Raw genomic sequence first — 23,369 nt, 5'->3', positions numbered from 1 at the left:
GCATGTGCTATAGCACCGTGCCATGGGAGCAGCAGCCGCCGCACGCACCATCCTGACAAGGATGCACGAGGTCATGGCCTCGCGCCTTCCTGCCCAGTCCAAGCTGGACCGGGTGGTGGAGATCATCGGCGAAAGTTTCGACAGCGAGGTCTGCTCGATCTACCTCCTGCGGGAGGGGATGCTCGAGCTCTTCGCCACTCGTGGTCTGAACCAGAGTGCGGTCCACGTCACCCGCATGGCGATTGGCGAAGGGCTGACCGGCACGATCGCCGCAAACGTCGAGACGCTCAACCTGGCCGAGGCCAAGGCCCATCCCGACTTCCAGTACCGGCCCGAAACCGGCGAGGACAAGTTTCACTCCTTTGCCGGGGTGCCAATCGTCTACCGCGAGCGGGCGGTCGGCACTTTGTGCGTCCAGCACGTCGATCCACGCCGTTACGAAGATGTCGAGATCGAAGCGTTGCAGACCACTGCAATGGTTCTTTCCGAAATGATCGCGAATGCCGAGCTGATCGACGAGGAAGACGCTTTCGGTGCATCGCAGCTGAACACCGAGCCGCAGACGGTCTCCGGCCTGCCGCTGGTCAAGGGGCTGGCCGCGGGATTTGCCGTCTACCACCAGCCGCGGGTCACGATCGAGCACGTCATGGCCGAAGACACCGAGGCCGAGCGCCAGCGGGTGTTCCGCGCCTTCGACCGGATGCGCGAACAGATCGAATCGATGGCCAGCCAGGCCGAATTCGGCGGCGGTGGCGAGCACGAGGAAGTGCTCGAGACCTACAAGATGTTCGCCTACGACGAAGGCTGGTCGCGCCGGATCAACGAGGCGATCGATTCCGGCCTGACCGCCGAAGCCGCGATCGAACGGGTCCAGCAGCGCACCCGGATGCGGATGCGGGAGATCGACGATCCCCTGCTGGCTGACCGGATGCATGACCTGGAGGACCTGTCGAACCGCCTCCTGCGGATTGTCAGCGGCCAGATGGGCACTGCGGCCAGCCAAGGCCTGCGCAAGGATACGATCCTGATTGCGAAGAACCTGGGCCCTGCCGAGCTGCTGGAATATGACCGGCGGCGGCTGAAGGGGGTAATCCTCGAGGAAGGCTCGCTCACCGCGCACGTGGTGATCGTCGCCCGCGCCATGGGGGTGCCGGTGCTCGGCCGCATCCGCGGGTTGCGCGGCGCGGTGCGGGAAGGCGACGCCGTCTTGCTCGATGCCGAAAAGGGCACGGCCACAATCCGCCCCTCGGCGCCGATGGCCGATGCCTTCGACGGTCGCTTCGCCAAATCGCGCGAACGCCAGGCGCTCTATGCCGCCATGCGCGATGTCGAACCGTTCACCCGTTGCGGCACGCGCATCCAGGTGATGATGAATGCGGGCCTGCGCGACGACATGAGCGCGCTGCAGCTGTCGGGTGCGGACGGGGTCGGCCTGTTCCGCACCGAGTTCCAGTTCCTCGTCTCGGCTACGCTGCCGCAGCGCGACCGGCAGACCCGCCTTTACCGCGACGTGCTGGAAGCGGCAGGCGACAAGCCGGTGATTTTCCGCACGGTCGATATCGGCGGCGACAAGGCAGTGCCCTATCTTCGGCAGGAATCGGCTGCCAGTGACGAGAACCCGGCCATGGGCTGGCGCGCGCTGCGGCTGGCGCTGGAACGCGAAGGCCTGCTCAAGGCGCAGGCGCGTGCCTTGCTCGACGCGGCTGCTGGCCGCACGCTGAACGTCATGTTCCCGATGGTATCAGAGCCATGGGAGTTTGACGCCGCCAAGGCTGTGTTCGACGAACAGCTCCAGTTCCAGCGTCGGCATCGCAAGCTTCTGCCCGAAGCGATCCGCTACGGCGCGATGCTGGAAGTGCCGGCTCTGGCCGAAGTGCTGGACCTGCTTATGCCGAAGCTGTCGTTCCTGTCGGTCGGGACCAATGATCTGACCCAGTTCCTGTTTGCGGCGGACCGGGCCAACCCGAAGCTGGCTGAGCGGTATGACTGGCTCAGCCCGGCGATCCTGCGGTTTCTGCGGCGGGTATCGCAGGCGGTGGCGGGCCAGGGAGTCGATCTGGGGGTTTGCGGCGAGATGGGGGGGCGGCGCCTTGAAGCGCTTGCCCTGCTCGGCATCGGGTTCCGGCGGCTGTCCATTACCCCTGTATCGGTCGGACCGATCAAGGAACTGGTCCGCAAGGTCGACCTTGATGAAATTACCGCCGCGATGAACAACTGGCTCGCAGTCCCTCCGCCTGACATGCGCGCCGCCCTTTCGGAATGGGCCAGCGAGCGAGGGATTGAGCATGATTAGACCATGCCGCAGTTCCGTGCGTCCTGGCCGAGTTCGGACACCTGCCGTCCGGACACGCTTGACACGCGGCCTTGTGCGACCTCTTGTCACCGCAAAGAAAAAATATTCTGTGATAGGGTCGCAATGACAGAGGATAACGACATCTCGGCGGAACAGCTTCCGCTCGATAACACCGGGCAGCGCCTGCGCCGAGCGCGCGAGGCTGCCGGTATGACAGCGGAGCAGGTTGCCGCTGAAACCCGCATTCCCCTGCGGCACATCGAAACGATCGAACGGGGCGATTTCGCCAGCCTGCCGTCGCGCACCTACGCGATGGGTTTTTCGCGCACCTATGCCAAGGCGGTCGGGCTGGACGACAAGGAAGTCGGCGCGCAGCTGCGTGCGGAGCTGGGCCACAATCCCAACGACCGGCCGATGGCGCCCCGTTACGAGCCGGGTGATCCGGCCCGCGTCCCTTCACGCGGACTGGCCTGGCTCAGTGCCCTGGCCGCCGTCCTTTTGCTGATCGGCGGATTTGCATTCTACCGCAGTTATTGGGCGCCGGGCAGCGGCCCGGCCCCGCTCGACGAGCCGGCCGAGCAGGCTGCGCCGGTCGATCCTGCGGCATCTCCGGCTCCGGGCGCTGGTGCCGCAGCAGGCCAGGTGGTCTTCACCTCGCTGGAAGACGGCGTCTGGGTCAAGTTCTATGACGCCAGCGGGGCGCAGCTGATGCAGAAGCAGATGGCGCTCAACGAACGTTACGTCCTGCCAGCCGACGCTGAAGGGCCGCAGATCTGGACCGGGCGGCCAGACGCGTTGCGCATCACGGTTGATGGCAAACCGGTGCCGAAGCTCTCCGACAGCGAAACCGTGGTCAAGGACATGCCTGTTTCGGCTCAGGATCTGCTGGCGCGTGGTGGCACCAGCGGCTGACAATTTCCCCCGTTTTTGCGCGGTGTTGGCTCGACACAGGTGCCCCAATTCGGCACAGAACAGACCCGTCGTTCAGCTTGCGTTGGCGCCGCCGCCGCATAGTAGCGGACGATGACGGTCGAGGAGCGAGATTAACGATGATCACCCGGAGCAGCCGCGCCATGGTCGGCGCCCTTGCAATGCTGGCAACAGGCGTCACCGCCTTCCCGGCACTGGCCCAGGATGCGACCGGCGAAGCCCGCATCCGCAAGCTCGAGGCTGAAGTGCGCGCGCTTCAGCGGCAGGTATTCCCGGGCGGAGACGGCCGCTTTTTCGAGCCCGAGATCAACAACAGCGCCCCGGCGCGTACCGGCCCGGCCACGCCGAGCACGACTGCGGTTACCGATATCCTTATTCGCCTTGACGCGCTCGAAGCGCAGATCCAGACGCTGACCGCCCAGACCGAGCAGAACGCGAATGCGCTTACTCAAGTCCTGGGCCGGCTGACCGCACTGGAAAGCGGCGCAGCGCCTGCAGCGCCGCTTGCCGGTCCGGCGATTGGCGGGGTGGCAGCCACACCGGCGGCCATCGTGCCTGCCACGTCCGTGCCCGCCACGACCGCGCCCGCAGCAAGCACCGCCACACGCCCTCCTACCACACCAGCGGCGACTGGCCCCTCGGCCCAGCGACTTGCCGCCGTTCAGGCCATCGCCAAGCCGCAGACGGACGATGCCGGCGGGGATGAATACAGTTACGGCTTCCGTCTGTGGGATGCGAAGTTCTATCCCGAAGCCCAGCAGCAACTCGCTTTGTACGTCGATAAGCATCCGCGTCACGCGCAGATTTCTTTCGGGCGCAACCTGCTCGGGCGGGCGTTCCTCGACGATGGCAAGCCGCGCGATGCTGCGACATGGTTCCTGCGCAATTATCAGGCTGACAAGAACGGCGCCCGGGCCGGGGACAGCCTGCTCTATCTGGCCGAAGCCATGATCGCCCTCAAGGACACCAACCGCGCGTGCATCGCCCTGGCGGAATTCGCCGAGACCTATCCGGCGCTCGCCACCGGGCGGCTTTCGGGCCAGTATGAAGCAAACCGGAAAAAGGTGACCTGCAATTGATAGCGGCATCGATCCCGATTTAGTCGCCCGCTTCCGGGCGAATTTCGAACAGCTCTGGCCTGAGGGAGGTCGGCTGGGGCTGGCCGTGTCCGGCGGGCCGGACAGTATGGCATTGCTGCTCTTGGCCAAGGCCGCGTTCCCCGACATGATCGAGGCGGCTACGGTGGATCACGGGCTGCGGCCTGAAAGCGCTGACGAAGCGGCGCTGGTGGGGCGGGTCTGCGCCAGTCTGGCTGTCCCGCACCGGGTGCTGAAGGTTGAAGTGGGCACGGGTAATATCCAGCACCGTGCTCGCTCGGCCCGCTATGCCGCGCTGGGAGGCTGGCTGGAAGAGCGCGGGCTGGAGGTCCTTCTCACCGCGCATCAGATGGATGACCAGGCCGAAACGCTGGTGATGCGGCTTAACCGGGGAAGCGGGCTGAGGGGGCTGGCCGGCATCCGGGCCAGAACTCGTGTTCCTGATGGCGATCGACCCTTGCTGCGTCCCCTGCTCGGCTGGCGCCGGGCGGAACTGGAGGCGGTGGTCCGCGCTGGCGGATTGCCGTTTGTTGACGACCCGTCGAACGCGGATCCCCGGTTTGACCGGGTCCGCGTCCGCCAGGCTCTCGCTGCGGCTGACTGGCTCGTGGTGCCGGGGCTGGCCCGCAGCGCGGCGCTGCTCGCCGAAGCTGAAAACGTGCTCGAATTCGCAGTCGGGCGGGAATGGAGCCAATGCGTGGTGCCGCATGGTGACGGCTTTTCCTACGCCGCCCTTCGCACCGGTCTGCCGGGGCCCAACCTAGTCCGCATCGGGGTGATCCAGGCTGCCGCGCGGGCACTGGGCGGTTCACTCGATACCGGCGAGGCGGCCCAGATGGCGTCCGCGCTGCTTCGCGGGCAGCGGTGCAATATCGGGGGAATTGCTGGCTGCACGCGCGATGCCGCGGGCGAGCGGACGTGGCTGTTCACGCGCGAGAACCCGCGCACCACCGGTTAGGTCAGGAAACGATCGGGTCGCCCACACCGATGCGTTTGCCGCGGGTGATGATCACCTTGTCGCCCTTGTCGGCAACCGCAAACAGCTTTGCAGCAAACCCTTCAGGCGTGCCGATGCAGCCGTGGCTGGCATAGCCGTTCTCGACTTCAGAGGCATGGATGGCGATGCCGTCCCATGTCAGCCGCATGGTGTAGGGCATGGGCACATTGTAGATCGACGAGATATTGTGGCGCTTCTTCTGCAGGATCGGGAAGGTGCCGAGCGGGGTCGGATGGTCCTGCGTGCCGAGCAGCACGGCTGCTGCGCCGATCTCGTAACCGCCGCGGAACACCGAGATGACCCGGGCCTCAAGGTCTACCGTGACCACCAGCGGGCCTTCGGGCACGCCTTCTTCGTTCCAGTGCCACTCACCGTACTTGATCGGGCCCTCGATCGGCAACACGCGCTTGATGACGAAGCGCTCGTCCGCCGGTTTGGCAGTATCCTGAGTGGCAGCGGGCTGCGAAATAGCGGCCGCGCGATCAGACGGAGCAGTGGCCGATGCTACCAACTCCGCATCAACCGGAATGGCCTCGCTCAGCGAAACAGCTTCTGCCGGTTCAGTTGCACTGAAGGCGCTGCCGGCCACCGTTGCGGTGCCCAGCGCCAGCACGATCACGGCGGTCGCGCCGCCAATCCATTTGAGCATCGGGTCCATAAGCACCAATATGCTGGAATGGCGCAGTTAGCGCCAGCACCGCCTCCGCCGCATCCCATAGCGGGACGAAGCTGGGGGAAGCGTTAACGCCGCCGCAGCGCCACCGCCTCGCGGGCGAGCCGTTCGATTTCGATCTTGTCCGGCGCCCCCTTGGGGGAAACCCAGCTTCCGCCGACGCACAGCACCGGATCGAATGCCAGCCATTCGCCGGCGTTGTCCGGCCCGATGCCGCCAGTCGGGCAGAACCGGCACTGGCCAAACGGCGCGGCGAGGGCCTTCAAGGCTGGCAGGCCGCCAGCGGCCATGGCGGGGAAGAACTTGAACTGGGTGAGCCCCAGGTCGAGCCCGCGCATGATGTCGCCCGCATTGGCGATGCCGGGCAGGAACGGCACACCGCTCGCGATCGCCGCCTTGCCCAGCGGTTCGGTGAGGCCGGGGGAGACGATGAATTCGCTTCCCGCTGCCAGCGCCGCGTCCAGCTCGTGCGCGTTGGTGACGGTGCCTGCGCCGACGATGGCGCCGGGAACCTGCTTCATCGCGGTTATGGCTGGTAGCGCCGCTTCGGTGCGCAGCGTCACCTCGAGCACCCGCAGCCCGCCCGCGACCAGGGCTTCGGCCAAGGGCACGGCGTGTTCGATCTCGTCGATCACGATCACCGGGATCACCGGCGCGACGCGCATCAGGGTATCGATTGCGTTCATCGTTCTACAGTCCTGCTGTGGCGAGCATGGCGCTGCCGCCCTGTTCCGCCCCGTCCGCAAATCGGCGGAACATGCCGAAGATCTCGCGCCCGGTACCATTGGCGTCGGACGGATCGGGCACAGGCTCCCGCGCCGCAAGGTCTGCGGTGGTGGAAAGCTCGCCGGTTGCGGCGCACAGGCGGATCACGTCGCCATCGCGCAGCCGGGAAAGGGGCCCGCCGCCGAGTGCCTCGGGCGTGCAGTGGATGGCGGCGGGCACTTTGCCGCTGGCCCCGGACATCCGCCCGTCGGTGACCAGCGCGACGCGGTAGCCGCGATCCTGCAGGACGCCGAGCGGCGGGGTCAGCTTGTGCAGTTCGGGCATGCCGTTGGCGCGCGGCCCCTGAAAGCGGACGACCACGATTACGTCGCGGTCCAGTTCGCCTGCCTTGAACGCGGCCGCAACGCTCGGCTGGTCCTCGAACACGCGGCAGGGCGCCTCGATGGTCCAGCGTGACTCTTCGACTGCGGATGACTTGAAGCAGGCCCGGCCCAGGTTGCCGGTGACCAGCCGCATGCCCCCGTCGGGCTGGAACGGTTTCGATACGGGCCGCAGCATCTCAAGGTCGGCGCTATCCCCGACATCGCGCCATACGAGGGCCCCTCCTTCCTGGAGGTTTCCATCCAACCCCGGCTCGCGCGCGTATTCCGACAGGTCGCCGGTGCCGACTGTCATGATATCGCGGTGGGCGAGGCCTGCTTCGAGCAGTTCGCCAACGACGAAGCCGATCCCGCCCGCATCATGGAAGTGGTTCACGTCGCCCGCGCCGTTGGGATAGACCCGGGCGATCAGCGGCACGGCAGAGGACAGTTCGGACAGGTCGTTCCAGTCGAAGATGACCCCGGCTGCCCGCGCCATCGCGGGAATATGGATCGCATGGTTGGTCGATCCTCCGGTGGCGAGCAGGCCGACAGCGGCGTTGATGATCGCCTTCTCGTCAACACAATGGCCAAGCGGACGCCAGTCATCGCCCTTGTGCCCGATCTGTGACACCCGGTGCACCGCTGCCCGGTCCAGCGCCTGGCGCAATTGCGTGCCGGGCTGGATGAAGGCGCTGCCGGGAATGTGCAGCCCCATCAGCTCCATCATCATCTGGTTGGAATTGGCGGTGCCGTAGAACGTGCAGGTGCCGGGCGAATGGTAGCTACCCATCTCGCTCGCCAGCAGTTCGGCCCGGCCGACCTTGCCTTCGGCGTAAAGCTGGCGGATGCGCTGCTTTTCCTTGTTCGCCACCCCGGTCGGCATCGGCCCGCCGGGCACGAAGATCACCGGCAGGTGGCCGAACCGCAGGGCGCCGATCAGCAGGCCGGGTACGATCTTGTCGCAGATGCCCAGCATCAGCGCCCCGTCGTACATGGCATGGCTCAGCGCCACGGCGGTCGAGAGGGCGATCACGTCGCGGCTGAACAGCGACAGCTCCATGCCAGTCTCGCCCTGGGTTACCCCGTCGCACATGGCCGGCGTCCCGCCCGCGACCTGCGCGGTCGCGCCGACTTCGCGGGCATAGATCTTCAGCCGATCCGGGTACCGGCCATAGGGCTGGTGCGCGCTCAGCATGTCGTTGTAGCTGGTGACGATCCCGATGTTGGGGCCTTTGGCTGCGACCAGCGCTGCCTGGTCCTCCAGCGCCCCGGCATAGGCATGGGCGAGATTGGAGCAGGACACCGCGTTGCGGTCCCCCTGGTTGTCCGCCTCGCGGGCCACCAGATCGAGATAGGCGCTGCGGCTGGCGCGGGAGTTTTCGATCACCCGCTGCGTCACCCGGTGCAGTGTGTCGTGAAGCGGCTTACTCATGCCAGGTCACCCCGTCACGCTCCGCCAGCGCGATAGCGGCACTCGGTCCCCAGCTGCCGGCGGTGTAGGTCCTCGGCTCCTGCCCTTCGCTCTGCCACTGGCTGCGGATTGCGTCGATCCACTCCCACTGGGCTTCCACTTCGTCGCGGCGAACGAACAGCGTCTGGTCGCCTTCGACCAGGTCGAGCAGCAGCCGTTCGTAGGCGATCCGCCGCACTGCCCCGCTGAAGGCGTCGGCCATCGCGATGTTGAGCGGGACCTGCCGCAGGCGGATGCCCTCGCGGTCCAGCCCCGGCACCTTCGCCATCAGCGAGAGGGTGATGTTTTCTTCCGGCTGGATACCGATCACCAGCCGGTTGGGCTGCATGGTCGCGCCTTTACCGGCAAAGATCGAATGCGGCACGCAGCGGAACTGGATGACGATTTCGGTGACACGTTTGGGCAGGCGTTTGCCGGTGCGCAGGTAGAACGGCACGCCTTTCCAGCGCCAGTTATCGACGTGGGCCTTGATCGCGACGAAGGTTTCGGTGCCCGATTCCTTGCCCAGTTCCTCGTCATAGCCGGGCACCGCCTGCCCCTGGATCGCACCGGCGCGGTACTGGCCGGTGACGGTCTGGGCGGCATCGACCTTGCGCAAGGATCGCAGCACTTTGACCTTCTCGTCGCGCACCGCAGTGGCGTCAAAATGGCCCGGCGGCTCCATCGCCACCAGCGCCAACAGCTGGAGCATATGGTTCTGCACCATGTCGCGCAGCGCCCCGGCATCGTCGTAGAACGCCACCCGGCCCTCCAGCCCGACCGTCTCGGCGACGGTGATCTGGACATGGTCGATATGGGCCGCGTTCCACAACGGTTCGAACATCAGGTTGGCGAAGCGCAGCGCCAGCAGGTTCTGGACCGTTTCCTTGCCGAGATAGTGATCGATCCGGAAAATGCGGTGTTCGGGGAAGGCCCCGGCGACCGCGTCGTTGATCTCGCGGCTGGAGCCAAGATCGGTGCCGAGCGGCTTTTCGAGGCACATGCGGACCTGCTCGCCGGTCAACCCGGCGCTCTTCAGGCCCTTGATGGTCGGCTCGAACAGGCTTGGTGCGGTGGACAGGAAGATGGCCAGGCCCTGCTTCGGCTCGCCGACCTTTGCGGCAAGGTCGGCGTACCCAGCCAGTTGTGTCGCATCAAGCGCCTGATAGGTCAGCCGGTTAAGGAAATCAGCCATGCCGCCGCGCCGGTCGGCGGGCAGGAACTTCTCCAGCGCGGCGCGGGCGAACTGGCGGAACTCGCCATCGGTCATCTCGGTCCGGGCGGTGCCGATGATACGCAGGTCTGGGCCGAGCAGCCCGTCGGCATGCAGCGCAGCAAGGCTGGGCAGCAGCATCCGCTGGGCCAGGTCGCCGGTGGCCCCGAACAGCAGCAGGCGGTCAGCGGTAAAGCTCATGACACGGGCCTCTCCAAGAGTGCGTCCTACCTAGAGAGGCCCGTGCCCGCGCGCCAGTGGGGCGCATACATATTCAGGTCAGGGCGAGGCCGCTTCAGGCCGGGCGCCGGGCGAAAATCCCGAATCCGGCGATCACGGCATAGCACAGGGCGGGCAGCACCAGGGCAAAGGCGAGGCTGGTCTGGTCGGCCAGCGCGCCGTAGAGCACCGGCACCACCGCGCCCCCCGCAATCGCCACGTTGATGATGCCCGACCCGTCCGCTGCACGCGGACCAAGCTTCTCGCAGGCGAGGCTGAAGATGGTCGGGAACATGATCGCGTTCATCAGGCCGACCGCGAGCAACGAATACCCTGCCACTACGCCGGTCGAATTGGCGGAGATGGCGATCAGGGTGATCGCGCCCGCCGCCACGGTCGCCAGCAGCAGGCCGGGGCTGACCATACGGAGCAGGCCGGACCCGATGAACCGGCCCACCAGTGCGCCGCCCCAGTAGAGCGAGATGAGTTTGCCTGCCGACTGTTCGGGCAGGTTCAGGACTTCGGCCTGCATCAGGTAATTGACGATAAAGCTGCCGATGGCGACTTCGGCGCCGACGTAAAGGAAGATGCAGGCTGCGCCATACCCGAAGCGCGGGCGCTTGAGCAGGGCCAGACCCTCGGCGAGGCTGGTGTGCTCATGCTTTTCGCCTTTCAGCCGGTTGCGGAACAGCCAGACCACTCCGGCGACAACCGCCAGCGCGGCGGCGAGGCCGAGGTAGCCGTTGACGATCGCCTGGCTCTCCGCCGTCCGGTAGGCAGCGAGTTCCGCGCCGGACAGCTCCGCCGCTGTCACCGTGGCGAGGCTGCCGAGGATCAGGATCGAACCGAAGAAGGGAAAGATCGTTGTCCCGAGCGAGTTGAACGCCTGGGCAAAGGTCAGTCGGCTGTGGGTCGTGCGCGCAGGCCCCAGCAGGCTGATCAGCGGGTTGGCGACGATCTGCACCAGCACCACCCCGGTGGCGAGGATGAAGTAGGCGAACAGGAACATGCCGAACACGGCCGTCTGGCTGGCCGGGATGAACAGCAGGCAGCCGACCAGCATGGTCACCAGCCCTGCCACCGCTCCGCGCATGTAGCCCAGCTTCTTGACCAGCCGCGCGCCGGGGATGCCAACCACGGCATAGGCGATGAAGAACCAGAACTGGACCAGGCTCGCCTCGAAATAGCTGAGGGTGAACAGCTCTTTCAGCTTGGGGATGATCACGTCGTTGAGGCTGGTGATCCCGCCGAAGATGAAGAACAGCGCGAAGACGAAGTAGTTGAGGCCGGGGGCGTCAACCTGTGGGGCGTCGCTTTCCAGCGGGTTAGGGTCCGTACTGGTCGCAAGTTCGGGTGCCAGTGCCATAGTCCTTCAACCTCCCAGTTTCCGCTCTTCCGGCGGGTTTATAAGACTAGCGCACCCTTGCGCGTCGTCCATGTGTATTCGAATGCAGGACGTCAGAACGAGCAGTCCGTCCCGGCGGGCAATTGCGTGCGGGCAATCTGCGACACGCTCAGCACGATCGGCCCCTCAGATGTCAGGGTCAGGCTGTTGGCGTCTTCGGAAATGCAGCTCGCGGTCAGCACCATTTCGCGCCAGCCCTTGCCGCCGCTGACAGCGAAATTGGCGGTGACGTCGAGCACCGTGTCGCCCACCTTCACGGTCACCGGCGCGGCCGGGCTGGCGGCGAGGTTGTATTGCAGCACGAATGCGCCCCTGGCCTTGCCGTCCCCCGTCAGCGTGAGCGAGGAACCCGGGGCAAAGGTGATCGCGCGGGCATCTTCCTGCCGCGTGCGGTCAAGGCCCCTGGCCATGATCCCGTTCGCCTCACCACGCAGGCCGGGCAGGGCGGTGCCGCCGGCGGTGGCGGTGATCCCGGTCGAGAGGCGGCCGCTGGCGAACCAGTCATTGGCCGGAGCCTCGTTGAGCAGGTCGCAGCTTTCGTCGAGCTTGCCGGTGCCGCCGACCTGTCCGGTGGCAAGGCCGTGACCAAGGGTGAACAGCGCGCCTTGCGGCCCGTTGACCGGATGGCCGTTGCAGGCCGCGGGCCAGCTGAACGACAATCGCCCGCTTGCCTCGCGCTGGCCGAACAGCACGTCGGCCACGCCTGCCCCTTCGCCGCCGGGCAACCAGCTGGCAACGAACGCGTCGGCGGCGTTGAGCTCGCGGTTCATCCACATCGGGCGGCCGGACAGGAACACCGCAACCGTGGGCACACCTTTCGCCTTCAGCGTGCGCAGCAGGCCAAGGCCTTCGGCATCGGTGAACACGGCGTTTTTCCGGTCGCCGTAGAATTCGGCGTAGGAATCCTCGCCGAACACCACGATCGCAGCATCGGGCTTTTCGGTGAAGCTGCCGTCGGGCGACAGCACGGCCTGGCCGCCGCTGGCCTTCGCCGCATCGCGGATCCCGGCCCAGATCGAGGTCGCGCCGGGGAACTGGTCGTTGGTCAGCTCGCGCCCGCCCTGCCAGGTCAGGGTCCAGCCGCCGGCAGCCTGCCAGATGGCATCGGCACCGGTGCCTGCGACCAGCAGCTTCGCGCCGGGCTTGAGCGGCAGGACACCGCTGTTCTTCAGGATCACCTGCGATTTCGCCACTGCCTCGCGCGCCAGGGCGCGGTGCTCGGGCGAACCGATCAGGTCGAGCTTGCCGCCCACACCCCGTTCGGACGGCTTGCGGACGGCCGGGTCGAGCAGGCCGGCGCGCTGCTTCAGCCGCAGCACCCGGGCGACGGCCTGGTCGAGCGTGGCCATCGGGATGGTGCCATCGCGAACCTGCGCCACCGTGGTGTCGATCAGCGCCTTCCAGTCATCGGGCACCATATAGATGTCGAGCCCGGCTTTGAGCGATTGCGGGCAGTCGCTCACAGTGCAGCCGCGGACCTGGCCGTGGCCGTTCCAGTCACCAACCACAACCCCGTCGAAGCCGAGTTCGCCGCGCAGGTAGCCGCTCAACAGCGCCTCGTTGCCGTGCATCTTCTCGCCGTTGATCGAGTTGAAGCTGGCCATGATTACCTGCGCCCCGGCCGCGATGGCAGCGGGGTAGGGCACAGCGTGGATCCGCTTCAGATCCTCGATGTCGCCGTTGACGTCACCGGTGTCGATCCCCAGCGCCGTGCCACCATCACCGAAGAAGTGCTTGGCGGTGGCGATGACCCGCCCATCGCCGAGGTGGTCGGCATCGCCCTTGCGGCCTTGAAGGCCTTCGACCAGCGCCGCGCCCAGTTCGGCGACGAGCACAGGGTCTTCGGAATAGCTTTCATAGGTCCGGCCCCAGCGGTCATCGCGCGCCACCGCCACGGTGGGGGAGAAGTTCCAGTCAATGCCGGTGGCTTCGATCTCGACGGCGGTCGCCGCGCCGATCCGGCGGACGAGGTCTGCATCGCGGGTGGCGCCAAGGCCGATGTTGTGCGGGAAGATGGTCGCCCCGATCACGTTGGTGTGGCCGTGGACCGCGTCTGTCCCCCACATGGTCGGGATCACCGGCTCGCCATCGGGGAGCGGCTTGACCGAGGCGAGGAACATCTGGTCAGCGAGGCGCAGCCATTCGCCCGGCGGCGCGAACTCGTCGCCATAGGGGCCGCCATTGCCGCCATTGAGATAGCTGCCGAAACGGTACCGCTCCATGTCGGCGGCGGTGAAGGAATTGATCTGCGGCTGGATCAGCTGGGCGACCTTGCGCTCCAGGCTCATCCGCGCAACGAGGGCGTCGATGTCCTGCGCGGGCTGGGTCGCCGCTGCCGCTGCGCCGGTTGACGCCACATCCTGCCCATACGAGCTGCAACCCGTGGCGAGCGCGAGGCTCGCCAGTGATATCATCCAGAACCGCATCCTCAGTACGCACCCTCTGTGAACGTTCCCAATAGGAGTCCTCGCACGGGTTCAAAGCGATTGCAAGCCTCTATGTCCGGGCGCGAATCGTCGCCAGCAAGGCGGCCGCGGCCATGGCGCAAAAGGCCAGCACCACGAACAGGCCGGAGAAGCCGAACAGTGGCTCGATCGTGACCACCATCCACGGCATCACCAGCGAGGGTGTGGTGTTGGTCAGGTTGAAGAACCCCAGGTGCCGCCCGCGCTTTTCCGGGCTGGGGAGCACGCGCAGGGTCTGGGCCGAATGGAGCGAGAGGAACACGGTCGCCGCCAGGCCGAACACCGCATAGCCCGCAATGGCGCCGGGCAAGGTTGATGACCAGGCCATCAGCAACAGGCCCAGTGCGGCTATTCCCGATGCGATGGGCAGCGGCAGGAAGGGCCGCCCCATCCGGTCGGACCAGCGCCCCGCCGCAATCGAGACCGGGATCGAGCAGACCAGAACAGCCCCGAACACTTGCGCGATCCGGGCATCATCCATGGCCGTGTCAACCGAGCGGAACCAGAAGTAGAGAAAGGCAAACAGCGCCGCTTCGGAGACCTGGATCAGCAGACGGGCCAGCCACATCCGGATCAGGGCCGGGTTGGCAGGCAGGGGCGTGCCAACTGCTGCTTCATCCGCGCCCGGGCGGCTGGCGGTGAGTTCCGGAAACCGGCGCGGGGCGCCAAACAGCAGCGCAGGCCCGATGCATCCTGCGACCAGCAGGGCGACCAGCCACAGCCGTTCCTGTGGTGATGCCAGTCCCGGCAGGGTAATGAGGGTTGTCGCCAGCGCCCCGGCAGCAGGCGAGATCGCCATCAGTCCGCCCAGCAAGCCCTTCTGGTGGTCCGGCACGCAATCCCCGGCCCATGCCATCAGCGACGCGAGCATCATGTTGAGGGTGCACTGCCACACGACCAGCAGCGCAATCAGTGTGCCGGGTTCGTCGATCTGGCCGAATGCCACCAGCACCAGCGAGGACGAAACGAGGCCGGTGACAATCCACGGCACCCGGCTGCGGGTCAGGTCGCTCAGCCAGCCGAAGCCGATATTGGCCAGGCTGGCGGTGACCGCCCCAGCGAAGGTGGCATAGGCGAGCCACTCGACCTTGTCCGCCCCGGTCATCCCCGCCAGTTGCATCGGCAGCAGGATGGTGAGGAAAGGGACATAGGCGACCGCACCGCCAGCCAGTGCCAGCGCATAGAGCAGCAGGAAGCGCGTATCCTGTCGCAGCAGGGGCGCGTCTGCCACGCCGGTTCCGTTCATGCAGGTGCCGGCGGCGCGGTGGAGCCGCGCTCGATCAGGCTGGCCTCGATCACGGTCACCCCGGCGGGCAGTTTATCGCCCTTCTTGGCCGCGATCAGCAGTTCGGCGGCGCGGGCCACGGTGGCGGCAATGGGCTGGTCTATGGCGGTCAGTGGCGGCTGGCTGAACATCGTGACCGGCGTGTTGTCAAAGCTTACCAGTGACAGGTCGCGCGGCACGTCGAGCCCGCGGGCACGGGCATGGTCCAGCACGGCAATCGCCATCTGATCGTTGCTGGCAACGATGGCGGTGGCCGGGTGGGCGAGGGAGAGGAGTTGCTCCGCTGCCGCCGTGCCCGAGACATAGCTGAAGTCCCCCGTCACGCAGAGGCCTTCGGTGGCAAGGCCCGCCTCGTCCATCACGGCGCGCCAGCCGTTCTCGCGCCAGCTGCTGAGGGCATATTCCTTCGACCCGGTAATGAAACCGATCCGGGTATGGCCCAGCCGGAGCAGGTGGCGGGTGGCGCGCTCGGCCGCCTGCTCGTCGCCCATGACCAGCGGAATGCCCCCGCCATTGCCGAGCGATCCGATCCGCGCGAACGGGATGCGGCGTTCCTCGAGCAGGCCGGTGATCAGCGGGTTGTCCGAGTGCGGCGGTGTCAGGATCACGCCATCCGGCTGAAGCGCGACCAGTGCCGCGTTGAGTTCGCGGGCAACATGGTCGTTGTGTGTGTCGACCAGCTCGATAATCATGCGATAGCCGTATTCGGCACACTTCAGCATTCCGCCGAGCAGCATCTGATCGACCCAGTCCGACCCCTGCCTGGCCTGCCAGTCGGCAATGGTCCGTTCGCGGTCATTGAGCGCCAGGATCAGGTATGAGCGGGACCCGCTCATCCGCTGCGCGGCAATTGACGGGATATACCCAAGCTTGTCGATCGACGCCTGGACCCGCGCCTTCATTTCCGGGCGGACATTGGGCTCGTTGTTGATGACGCGGCTGACCGTCTGCAGGGAAACCTCTGCATCGGCAGCAACATGCTTGATCGTGACGGCCTGGCGGCGTCTCGCCATGACTTAGCGTTTCCCTGTGCAGCCCGCATCGCTGGCGCCTTCGGGGCGGCATTGCCAGACCCGGACCCAGTCAACGTCCAGTGACTTGGGATACCCGCTTTCGTCAACCCCGCCGAGGCCGCGTTCTTCCGGCAGGCCGCCGCCGACGGCCAGGTTGAGGATCAGGTGGAAGGGCTTGTCGAACGGTGCCAGCGGATCGGCGGAATTGACGCTCCACCAGCTGCCAGCCTCCTTGCGGGCGAAGACCTGGCCGTTGAGGGTCCACTCGATCACCCCCGGCGCCCAGATGATGCCATAGGTGTGAAAACCCTCCAGCACTTCCGGCGCGTGCATTTCGCTGCTGTTGAGCGCATTGTCCGGCCACAGTCCGCCAAAGTGGAGCGTGCCCAGGATCGTGTTCTCTACCCCGCCGGGGCACTTTGCGCAGGGTACGCCCAGGTTGACCGCCTCGAGGATGTCGATCTCGCCCGATGCCGCCCAGGTGCCGTAAGCATTGTCTTCCGGCAACATCCAGATTGCCGGCCAGGTGCCCTGGCCTTGCGGCAGCCGGGCCCGGATCTCGATCCGGCCATATTGCCAGGCCGCTTTGCCGCGGGTGACCAGCCGGGCCGAAGTGAACGGCTTGGTCGCCAAGGCATCGGGATCGGCCTGACTGGCCCTTACGTGGGGCGGGTAGGCGGGGCCGGTGTGGCTTTCCTTGCGGGCGATGATGCGCAGGATCCCGTCCTCGATCCGGGCATTGCGCGAGCTGTCGGTGTAGCACTGGCGCTCGTTGTTGCCGCCGCCCCAGCAATCGACGTCGAACTGCCACTTGCCGATGTCGATTTCATCACCGTCGAATTCGTCAGCCCAGACCATCTGCCAGCCGCTTTCATTGCCGGGCGTCCGGGCAGTGCCGGGCTCGGGCCGCTCGACGGTGGAAATGACCTTGCGCTCGCGTTCGGGCGCGGTCTGGCAGGCGGCCAGCGATGCGGCAAGGGCGATCAGGGCGGCGCGGCGGTACGTCATCATCGGTCAGGCTCCAGAGTTTGCGCCGTAGGGGAAAGCTGCGGGGGATTTCCAACAAAAAGGCGGGCCCTCGCGCTCGGCAAGGGCCCGCCTGGTGTCGGTCGATACCGGGCAGCCCCGGCTAGAAGTTGAACCGGGCCAGGAACGTGTACCGGCGGTCGTTGCGGAACGCCGCGCTGAGCACCCTCGTTCCGTCATAATCGACCAGCGTCGACAGCGTCGTAACTTCGTCGAGCAGGTTCACGCCCTGGACGCCGAGTTTCAGATGGTCGTTCACAGTGAAGAAGATCGAGGCATCGAGCTGGCCGCCGGCTTCCTGATAGGTCGGCGAGAACGGGAACAGGTCGTCCCTCGGTGTAACGAGGAAGGCACTGCGCCAGTTATAGGCTGCGCGGATCGAGATCGGCCCCCGCTCGTAGAACGCCACCGCGTTCACCGTATGCTTGGACGTGCCCGAGTTCGGCGTTTCCCCGACAAACGGCCCGCCGTTGAGAGGGCCACCAGATGAATTGACCGACGGTGAACCGATACCCGAAATGTTCGGCGTTACGAAGTCCGACGCGTCGACATAGGTGTAGGAAAGCTGTGCACCCAGTCCGCCCAGCAAGCCGGGCAGGAAATCGAAGGTCTGCTGATAGGCCAGTTCGACGCCCTTGAGCACACCTGACAGATCGTTCGCCGGACCGGAGATGATCACGTCTTCGGAAATGCCGCTGGGGGATTCGTAATTCACCAGACCTGTGCCGTTCTGGATGATCCCGTCGATGTCCTTCAGGAAGAAGGCGGCCGTTATCGAGCCCACATCGTCGAAGTACCATTCGGCGCTCAGGTCGTAGTACCACGATTCGATCGGCCGCAGCCCGCGGTTTCCGGTCGAAATCGACAGCAGCGGACCATTGTCGACCCGTCCGCTGAAGCCCAGCACGCCGCCGGCGTTGAACAGGTTCAGGTCAGGCCGGGAAATACCCTTCGACACAGCGCCGCGGATGACCACGCCCGTCCCGCTGTCGAGGCGGATATTGAACGAAGGCAGCCAGTGGTCGAACGTGATGTCCCGGTTGTCCGGAATGAGTTCACCGGTGTGCAGTGCAGCAAATTGCGCCTGCCTTGCACCGGTCAGGTTGCAATAGAGCCGCTGCTGCCCCGGCGGCACCGGGGTGGCGCACAAGGCGTTGATTTCCGCAACCTGGACAATGCCGTCGCCATTGGCAGCAGGATTTTCCGGATTGTCGAAGAAGCCCGGATTGGGGAAGGCAAGCAACGAGTTGTTGCTGACCTTGGTCCTGACATAACGCAGGCCGATGTTGCCGGCCAAGGCCCAGCCGCCATCGAAGTCGTGCCCGTAGTCGATCCGGGCGTAAGCGGCCGAGGTGATCTCGGTCACGTCAGAGATTTCGGCCGGGCAGTAGGGGTCACACTGCACCACCGAGCCGTCAAGCAATGTGCGCGTGCGTCCGTTTACGCCCAGGTTGAAGCGCTCAGGCGACTGGCCGAAAGTCGAGATTTCGTCCCACTCGCGGTCGGTCGTGCCGTTCAGGTAATCCTGCAGGAAATCGTCGCCGCCGTAGAAAAAGGCTGCTCCGTTGGCGATGGGGGCTCCGGCCTGACCACGCTGGAAGTTGCCGGCAAACGGCGACCGCAGCTGGGAGTAATTCGGGAACTCGTCCGCAAAGGCGCCGCCCGCGATCGCGAATTCCTGACCGGGCAGGCCGGTGTAGAAGCGACCCGGCGTGAAGCCGGACCAGTCGGGGACAAATGGGCCCGGACCCTGACCGCAGCCCGGCCCCTCACCCCAGGGCGCGCAGCCTGCACGCCCGGCCCAGGGGGCGGAAAGGTTCCCCCAGGTGCTGAAGTTGGTGTTGCGGTTGACGCGGTCACGCGCGGCCCAACGAGCACCGAACACTGCCTTGCGCAGGAAGCCCGTATCGCTGAGATCGTATTCCAGATCGCCTGCAAGGCTGAACAGATCGCCGTCGTTCTCTTCGCGGCTGTCGAGGCCGAACCAGTAGTAGGTGTAGAAGCCGCTGGAGAAGTAATCAGCCGGTGCCCCCGGAGGCGCAAGGAACTGGATGTCCGGCGTCGCGCCGGAAAGGTCGATGCCGATATCGGCCCAGGTGCTCATCGCGCCGAAGACGGAATCGCGGGTCAGCCTGGAATTGACGTACTGCATTTCCACGCTGCCACGGAAACGGTCAGAAAATTCCATCTTGGCATCGAAGGAAATATCCTGGGTCATCGAATCGGTGTCACGCAGGAAGCGCAACGAATCCATGGGGATGCCCCCGAGGCCGAACGGGGTCGCGTAGGCATTACCGACGTTCTGCGTCAGAATGCCGCTGACGAACCGGCCATCCGCATCAAATTCGAAATTGGTCCCGGGGCGGGGGCTCGGGGAAGAGACGCCGTCGTCTATCCGGCCGATCAGCGCGAATTCTTCGGTAAAGAAGCTGGTGTTCGAACGCAGGTATTCGAGGGTCATCACCAGGCCGCCGTCGAGCGTTTCGAACTGGGCGACCCCGGAGAAGGCTTCGCGATCCCGGTCCAGCGTGGTCGAGCGGACCCCGGCGTATTGCGGCACCAGCACGGAGTTCGCCGGCGGGAACTGGTCCGGCGTGAAGTTGGGTACGTCGCCGAAGCCGCCGGAATTGATGCCGAAGACCCGGATACAGGCCCCGCTCAGGTCAGCCGGGCGATAACACGTGTCGATGATCTGCGAAGCATCGGTGCGGCTTTTGAGCTTCGAGTTGGAGTAGCTCAGCTGCAGGCCGAACGTGCCCGCTCCGGTTTCAAACGTGTTCGAACCGAGAATGTTGAAAGTCGGGGAAATCTCGTCACGGAAGTCGCCGTAGTTGGCCTCGATCGAGCCGGCGATGCGAAGCCCCCGCATGTCCAGCGGCTTGCGGGTGACGAGGTTGACCGTACCCGCGATCTGGCCTTCGATCTGGTCGGCGGTGCTGTTCTTGAAAACCTCGACCCGCCCGACGAGCTCGGGCGAGACATCTTCGAAACTCAGCACGCGGCCGCCGTTGGCGGAGAAAATGTCGCGGCCGTTCAGCTCCGAACGGGTGTAGGGCAATCCGCGGATGATCACGCCGGTGCCCTCGACCGAGAACCGGGTCGGGTCAGTGGTCTTTTCGAACCGGCCGATGTTGACCCCGGGTACCCGCTGCAGCGCTTCGGCGACCGACCGGTCAGCCAGGGCGCCGATGTCTTCAGCCGTGATCACGTCAACGACGGTATCCGCCAGCCGCTTGACGTTCTGCGCCGACTGGAGCGAGGCACGGAAGCCGGATACGACGATCTCGGCGTCTTCGGTTTCCGCTACAGTTTCGTCAGCCGGCTCGGCGGCTGCCTGTTCCTGCGCCCATACAGGCTGGGCGACCCCGGCAAGGGCCAGCGCCGACGCGGTGCCGAGAGCGGTGGAGCGCCAGGAAAACGTGCGCGCGGAAGTGTCGGTGAGTGCCAAGGTATCCTCCCATAACCCGAGGCCTTCGGACGAATCCGGACCCCTTCCAGCTTGAGGTAACCCAGATTGTGAGCGTTCACAAGTGGAAATGAACGTTCACATCAAGGTTCCTTCCATGCTAGTGACAAAGGTCGGAGAGCATGGTTGAAGGTGCCACATGGCCATAGAAAAGATCGTTATCGTGGGTGGTGGAACCGCCGGGTGGATGGCGGCAGCGGCGCTGTCGCGGATCGTCGGCGCAAGGGGGGTGACAATCACCCTCATCGAGTCGGAGGAAATCGGCACCGTCGGCGTGGGCGAGGCGACCATTCCTCCGTTCGTCGAATTCAACAACCTGCTGGGGATCGACGAACGCGAGATGATGGCCGCGTGCCAGGCGAGCTTCAAACTGGGCATCCAGTTCGTCAACTGGGGGCAGGTGGGTGACAGCTATATCCATCCCTTCGGCGCCTACGGTTATCACATGGGCGGGATCGCGTTTCACCAGATCTGGCACCGCTTCCGCGAGATGGGGGACAAGCGCCCGATCCAGGCCTTCAACCTGGAAACCATGGCAGCCTACTTCGGCAAATTCTCCCGCACCGAGGATTATGCCCGGGAAGACCTGCCGCCCATCAATTACGCCTACCACATCGATGCGACCCGCTACGCCCGCTATTTGCGCAGCTATGCCGAACAGCGCGGCGTGGTGCGGCGCGAGGGGCGCGTGGCCGACGTGACCCTCGATGCGGAGAGCGGCTACGTCGCTTCGGTGACGATGGCTGACGAAAGCGTGATCCCCGGCGATCTGTTCGTCGACTGCTCTGGCTTCCGCGGCCTGCTGATCGAACAGGCGCTGGAGACCGGATACGAGGACTGGCGCCACTACCTGCCGTGCGACCGTGCCGTGGCCCTGCCCTGCGAACGCGAGGATGGCAGCGGCCCGCCGCCCTTCACGCGCGCCACCGCCCACAGCGCCGGCTGGCAATGGTGCGTGCCCCTGCAGCGCCGCAACGGCAACGGCCATGTCTATTGCAGCGAACACATGTCGGATGACGAGGCGCATGGCATCCTGGTGAGCAACCTTGCGGGCAAGCCTGCGGCCGAGCCCAATTTCCTCCGGTTCATCACCGGGCGGCGCAAGAAGTTCTGGAACCGCAACGTGGTGGCTCTGGGCCTCGCCGCGGGGTTCATGGAGCCGCTCGAATCGACCTCGATCCACCTCGTCCACACCGGCATCAACAAGCTGATCGCGCTGCTTTCGCTCGACGGGATTACTCAGGCGCAGATCGACGCGTTCAACCGGCTGACCACCAAGGAATACCTGCGCATCCGCGATTTCCTGATCCTGCACTACAACGCCACCGAGCGGACCGATTCCCCGTTCTGGAACCACGTGCGGACCATGCCTGTGCCCGATACGCTCACCGAGAAGGTCGAACTGTTCCGCGCCAACGGGCAGATTTTCCGCGAGGAAGACGAACTGTTCACCGAAACCAGCTGGGCCGCGGTGATGATGGGGCAGCGGATCGCGATGGGCGGCCACAACGCGATTGCGGACAAGATTGCCGGCCCGGACCTGAAGAAGGAACTGGACGAGATGGAAAGCTCCATCCGCTACCTCGTCCAGCACATGCCGACCCATGCGGCCTATCTGGACAAGTACTGCCCGGCCGCAGCGTAATCCGCGCACCCTGCGCTTGCCACTCGGCCCTGCCCGGTCGTAGAGCATGGCCCGATGAGCGGAGGGGAACACAGGCGACCGACATCGTTTGATGTCGCGGAACGGGCCGGCGTGAGCCAGTCGACCGTCAGCCGTGCCCTGGCCGGTTCACCGGTGATCGCCGAACCGACCCGCAACCGGGTGCTCAAGGCGGCAGAGGAACTGGGCTATTTCGTCGATGAACGGGCTGCCCGCTTGCGGCGCGGCTCGACCGGCGCCCTGGCCGTGGTGGTCATCTGCCGACCGGGCGAGAGTGCATCGTCCATCAACCCGTTTGCCTATGCCCTGCTCGGCAGTGTCTGCCTCGCCGCCTCCGAACGCGGCTTCGAAACGCTGGTATCCTTCCAGGCTGCGGAGGACCGGCTGTTCGGCCATTACCAGGAGCGCGGCTGGGCGGACGGGCTTGTCGTCATCGGCACCACCACCAACCAGCCCGCATGGGACTATTTCCGCGGAATCGAGGCCAGCGGACGCAAGGTGGTTTACTGGGGCTCCCCCTTCGACGAGCTCGAATGGATCCGGTCGGACAATCATGCTGCCGGGCGGCTGGCGGTCGAGCATCTGCTCAAGGCGGGCTACCGGCGGCCCTGCTTCCTTGGCGCGCTCGACACCCCGCAGGTCCAGTTTACCGAGCGGTACGAGGGCTATGCCAGCGCCATGCGCAATGCCGGGCTGGAGCCGTGCCTGGTTGCCACGGTCAACGCGCCCAGCCGGGAAGAAGAGGGGCGCCGGGCGGCCCGGCGACTGGTCGAACGGGCTGATGATGTCGACGCCATCTTTGCTGCGTGCGATGCGATGGCTCTCGGCGCGATGGAGGCGCTTGCTTCTGCCGACATTGCAGTGCCGCAGGACATGGGCGTGATCGGGTTCGATGATCTGCTGGCCGGCCGGTTCAGCCGACCGCCGCTGACGACCATCGGCCCCGATCCGGCGGAAGCGGGCGCTGCGCTGGTCGAGGCGGTGCTGGGCGGCGAGGATGCGCGGAGCAGGGCGGAGGGCGGACGACGGGTTCCGGTCACGCTGATCGCCCGGGCGAGCACCGCCCGCAGCGGCTGACGGCCAGGC

The 23,369-nt window shown here is 65.8% G+C and carries 16 protein-coding genes; 6 read left to right on the top strand and 10 right to left on the bottom strand.

Annotation, left to right across the window (positions count from 1 at the left end; all coding sequences use genetic code 11):
- Positions 1–22: 22 nt before the first annotated feature.
- The 4 genes from ptsP (at position 23) to tilS (ending at position 5,278) form a co-directional block, all read left to right on the top strand.
- Entirely contained in the window at positions 23–2,293 is a 2,271-nt protein-coding gene (gene ptsP / locus U4960_RS15190; RefSeq protein WP_324261446.1) for a phosphoenolpyruvate--protein phosphotransferase, read from the top strand.
- Positions 2,294–2,416: 123 nt separating this feature from the next.
- A complete protein-coding gene (locus U4960_RS15185) occupies positions 2,417–3,205 on the top strand; it encodes a helix-turn-helix domain-containing protein (protein ID WP_324261445.1) in 789 nt (262 codons plus the stop codon).
- A 137-nt stretch (positions 3,206–3,342) separates the two neighbouring features.
- Positions 3,343–4,302: a tetratricopeptide repeat protein gene (locus tag U4960_RS15180; protein ID WP_324261444.1), complete on the top strand. Its 960-nt coding sequence runs from the start codon at positions 3,343–3,345 to the stop codon at positions 4,300–4,302.
- Positions 4,303–4,408: 106 nt separating this feature from the next.
- Complete coding sequence (gene tilS, locus U4960_RS15175; protein ID WP_416379077.1) at positions 4,409–5,278, top strand: tRNA lysidine(34) synthetase TilS; 870 nt, start codon at positions 4,409–4,411, stop codon at positions 5,276–5,278.
- Between the two features lies 1 nt (position 5,279).
- Here the strand turns inward: tilS and U4960_RS15170 are convergent, their stop codons facing one another.
- The 10 genes from U4960_RS15170 to U4960_RS15125 all read right to left on the bottom strand — a co-directional run bounded on the left by U4960_RS15170 (position 5,280) and on the right by U4960_RS15125 (position 20,602).
- Complete coding sequence (locus tag U4960_RS15170) at positions 5,280–5,975, bottom strand: L,D-transpeptidase family protein (RefSeq protein ID WP_324261443.1); 696 nt, start codon at positions 5,973–5,975, stop codon at positions 5,280–5,282.
- 83 nt (positions 5,976–6,058) lie between these two features.
- Complete coding sequence (gene eda / locus U4960_RS15165) at positions 6,059–6,676, bottom strand: bifunctional 4-hydroxy-2-oxoglutarate aldolase/2-dehydro-3-deoxy-phosphogluconate aldolase (protein WP_324261442.1); 618 nt, start codon at positions 6,674–6,676, stop codon at positions 6,059–6,061.
- A 4-nt stretch (positions 6,677–6,680) separates the two neighbouring features.
- Positions 6,681–8,510, bottom strand: a complete 1,830-nt coding sequence (gene edd / locus U4960_RS15160) for a phosphogluconate dehydratase (protein ID WP_324261441.1) — start codon at positions 8,508–8,510, stop codon at positions 6,681–6,683.
- Positions 8,503–9,942 carry a glucose-6-phosphate dehydrogenase gene (gene zwf / locus U4960_RS15155; protein ID WP_324261440.1) on the bottom strand — a complete coding sequence of 480 codons (1,440 nt, stop codon included), beginning with the start codon at positions 9,940–9,942 and terminating at the stop codon, positions 8,503–8,505. The genes edd and zwf overlap by 8 nt, the downstream gene beginning before the upstream one ends.
- A gap of 94 nt (positions 9,943–10,036) precedes the next feature.
- Positions 10,037–11,326 (bottom strand): sugar MFS transporter, encoded by a 1,290-nt coding sequence (locus U4960_RS15150; RefSeq protein WP_324261439.1) that lies wholly within the window; start codon positions 11,324–11,326, stop codon positions 10,037–10,039.
- 92 nt (positions 11,327–11,418) lie between these two features.
- On the bottom strand, positions 11,419–13,722 hold the full coding sequence (locus U4960_RS15145; RefSeq protein ID WP_324261438.1) for a glycoside hydrolase family 3 protein: 2,304 nt from the start codon (positions 13,720–13,722) through the stop codon (positions 11,419–11,421).
- Positions 13,723–13,861: 139 nt separating this feature from the next.
- Positions 13,862–15,076 carry an MFS transporter gene (locus U4960_RS15140; RefSeq protein ID WP_324261437.1) on the bottom strand — a complete coding sequence of 405 codons (1,215 nt, stop codon included), beginning with the start codon at positions 15,074–15,076 and terminating at the stop codon, positions 13,862–13,864.
- The gene (locus U4960_RS15135; RefSeq protein ID WP_324261436.1) at positions 15,073–16,128 is read right to left on the bottom strand and encodes a LacI family DNA-binding transcriptional regulator; all 1,056 of its coding nucleotides are present in this window, start codon (positions 16,126–16,128) and stop codon (positions 15,073–15,075) included. Before U4960_RS15135 ends, U4960_RS15140 begins: the two co-directional genes overlap by 4 nt.
- A 3-nt stretch (positions 16,129–16,131) precedes the next feature.
- Entirely contained in the window at positions 16,132–17,139 is a 1,008-nt protein-coding gene (locus U4960_RS15130; RefSeq protein ID WP_324261435.1) for a glycoside hydrolase family 16 protein, read from the bottom strand.
- Positions 17,140–17,257: 118 nt separating this feature from the next.
- Positions 17,258–20,602, bottom strand: a complete 3,345-nt coding sequence (locus U4960_RS15125) for a TonB-dependent receptor (RefSeq protein ID WP_324261434.1) — start codon at positions 20,600–20,602, stop codon at positions 17,258–17,260.
- A 157-nt stretch (positions 20,603–20,759) separates the two neighbouring features.
- Between U4960_RS15125 and U4960_RS15120 the strand changes: the two genes are divergently transcribed.
- Positions 20,760–22,265: a tryptophan halogenase family protein gene (locus tag U4960_RS15120; protein WP_324261433.1), complete on the top strand. Its 1,506-nt coding sequence runs from the start codon at positions 20,760–20,762 to the stop codon at positions 22,263–22,265.
- Positions 22,266–22,319: 54 nt separating this feature from the next.
- Complete coding sequence (locus tag U4960_RS15115; protein WP_324261432.1) at positions 22,320–23,360, top strand: LacI family DNA-binding transcriptional regulator; 1,041 nt, start codon at positions 22,320–22,322, stop codon at positions 23,358–23,360.
- Positions 23,361–23,369: the final 9 nt, after the last annotated feature.

Origin of the sequence: Altererythrobacter sp. H2 (assembly GCF_035319885.1) — a bacterium.
Classification (GTDB): Bacteria; Pseudomonadota; Alphaproteobacteria; order Sphingomonadales; family Sphingomonadaceae; genus 34-65-8.
This window is presented reverse-complemented; position numbering and strand designations above follow the sequence as displayed.

Bases quoted from the DNA above. Each gene is read 5' to 3' on its own strand.
- ptsP (WP_324261446.1), top strand. From the start codon at position 23: ATGGGAGCAGCAGCCGCCGCACGCACCATCCTGACAAGGATGCACGAG.
- U4960_RS15185 (WP_324261445.1), top strand. From the start codon at position 2,417: ATGACAGAGGATAACGACATCTCGGCGGAACAGCTTCCGCTCGATAAC.
- U4960_RS15180 (WP_324261444.1), top strand. From the start codon at position 3,343: ATGATCACCCGGAGCAGCCGCGCCATGGTCGGCGCCCTTGCAATGCTG.
- tilS (WP_416379077.1), top strand. From the start codon at position 4,409: ATGGCATTGCTGCTCTTGGCCAAGGCCGCGTTCCCCGACATGATCGAG.
- U4960_RS15170 (WP_324261443.1), bottom strand. From the start codon at position 5,975: ATGGACCCGATGCTCAAATGGATTGGCGGCGCGACCGCCGTGATCGTG.
- eda (WP_324261442.1), bottom strand. From the start codon at position 6,676: ATGAACGCAATCGATACCCTGATGCGCGTCGCGCCGGTGATCCCGGTG.
- edd (WP_324261441.1), bottom strand. From the start codon at position 8,510: ATGAGTAAGCCGCTTCACGACACACTGCACCGGGTGACGCAGCGGGTG.
- zwf (WP_324261440.1), bottom strand. From the start codon at position 9,942: ATGAGCTTTACCGCTGACCGCCTGCTGCTGTTCGGGGCCACCGGCGAC.
- U4960_RS15150 (WP_324261439.1), bottom strand. From the start codon at position 11,326: ATGGCACTGGCACCCGAACTTGCGACCAGTACGGACCCTAACCCGCTG.
- U4960_RS15140 (WP_324261437.1), bottom strand. From the start codon at position 15,076: ATGAACGGAACCGGCGTGGCAGACGCGCCCCTGCTGCGACAGGATACG.
- U4960_RS15135 (WP_324261436.1), bottom strand. From the start codon at position 16,128: ATGGCGAGACGCCGCCAGGCCGTCACGATCAAGCATGTTGCTGCCGAT.
- U4960_RS15130 (WP_324261435.1), bottom strand. From the start codon at position 17,139: ATGATGACGTACCGCCGCGCCGCCCTGATCGCCCTTGCCGCATCGCTG.
- U4960_RS15120 (WP_324261433.1), top strand. From the start codon at position 20,760: ATGGCCATAGAAAAGATCGTTATCGTGGGTGGTGGAACCGCCGGGTGG.
- U4960_RS15115 (WP_324261432.1), top strand. From the start codon at position 22,320: ATGAGCGGAGGGGAACACAGGCGACCGACATCGTTTGATGTCGCGGAA.